This is a genomic window from Rhodococcus sp. IEGM1339, assembly GCF_050321925.1.
GTDB classification, from domain to species: domain Bacteria; phylum Actinomycetota; class Actinomycetes; order Mycobacteriales; family Mycobacteriaceae; genus Rhodococcus; species Rhodococcus pyridinivorans.
Window position 1 is genome coordinate 1 of record NZ_JBNQFT010000059.1, and the last position, 1,390, is coordinate 1,390.

The following is a 1,390-nucleotide window of genomic DNA, read 5'->3' on the forward strand; positions in this document are numbered from 1 at the left end:
GGCTCTTCACTATGGATCTCGTGGACCGGTTGGTCTGACTCCTTGATGGGCGTGACGGTCTCGGCTCGGTGGGCGCAGGATGGGTCTGGTGGGCGGGTCTGGCTCACGGCTCTTCTGACGCCACTGCAGGTTGGTGGCTGTCCTGTCTGCGACGTGTCGACCGGCTCGGCTCACTCGTTTGAGTGCAGCCCGGCGGGCCGTCATGTCCTGATAGGAGTCTGGCGAGATCCCCGATAGTGAACTGACTGACGCCCGGCCGGACTGCGCACCCGACAAGATGGAAGGGCGCAGTCCCATGGTGAATCAGGATCACCTCGAGGTCTACGGCGGAATCGATACCCACGCCGACACCCACCACGTCGCAGCGATCGATGCCACCGGACGACGACTGGCAGATGTACAGGTCCCAGCGACCGCGGCCGGCTACCAGGCGGCGTTGCGGTTCCTGCGGTCCTGGCCTGGGCTGGTGAAGGTAGGCATCGAGTGCACCGGCTCGTACGGGGCTGGGGTCAGTCGTGCGATGCAGGTCGCGGGCATCGCGGTCAGTGAGGTCAACCGCCCCAACCGGTTCGATCGCCGGATTCGCGGCAAGAGCGATCCCTTCGACGCCTATTCGGCCGCTGAGGCGGTGCTGTCGGGTCGAGCCAGCGCCGCACCCAAGGGTGGCGATGGGTTGGTGGAGTCGCTCCGGGTGCTGCGCACCTCGAGGTCGTCTGCACTGACCGCCAGGACAGCGACGATCAACCAGATCAAGGGCATGCTGATCACGGCGCCAGAGGAGCTGCGTTCGCGTTACCGGGGCCTGTCGAACACCAAGTTGATCGCTGCGCTGGCGGCGTCACGACCGACACCTGCGCCGGTGACCGCAGCCGAGGCCACGGCCTACAGCCTGCGGCTGCTGGCGCGGCGCTGGCAAGCACTGACCGAGCAGATCGAGGACTTGTCCGGGCACCTGCAACGGCTACTCGAAGACCATGCCCCGGACCTGATGAGCGTCTTCGGCTGCGGCCGAGACACCGTGGCGCAGCTGCTGATCACCGCCGGCGACAACCCTGACAGGCTACGCTCGGAAGCCGCGTTCGCGGCACTGGCCGGAGCCTGTCCGATACCGGCGTCGTCGGGCAAGACCAACCGTCACCGACTCAACCGCGCAGGCGACCGGCAGGCGAACTCAGCGCTCTACCACATCGTGCTCGTGCGGCTGCGCTACGACCAGCAGACCCGTAACTACGCGACACGACGGATCGCGGAAGGCAAGACGAAGATGGAAATCATCCGCTGCCTGAAACGGTATCTCGTTCGGCAGCTCTATCCACTCATCGTCCAGACGCTGCAGCCTCGACGCCAAACGACCGCCGCTTGACAGCAAGTCAATAGGAGTGTCGCAGTT

General features: G+C 65.5%; 1 protein-coding gene. It reads left to right on the plus strand.

The annotated features are described in order from the left end of the window. Nucleotides 1-295 precede the first annotated feature (295 nt). Nucleotides 296-1,363: an IS110 family transposase gene (locus ACQR3U_RS23320; protein WP_064061575.1), complete on the plus strand. Its 1,068-nt coding sequence runs from the start codon at nucleotides 296-298 to the stop codon at nucleotides 1,361-1,363. Nucleotides 1,364-1,390 lie beyond the last annotated feature (27 nt).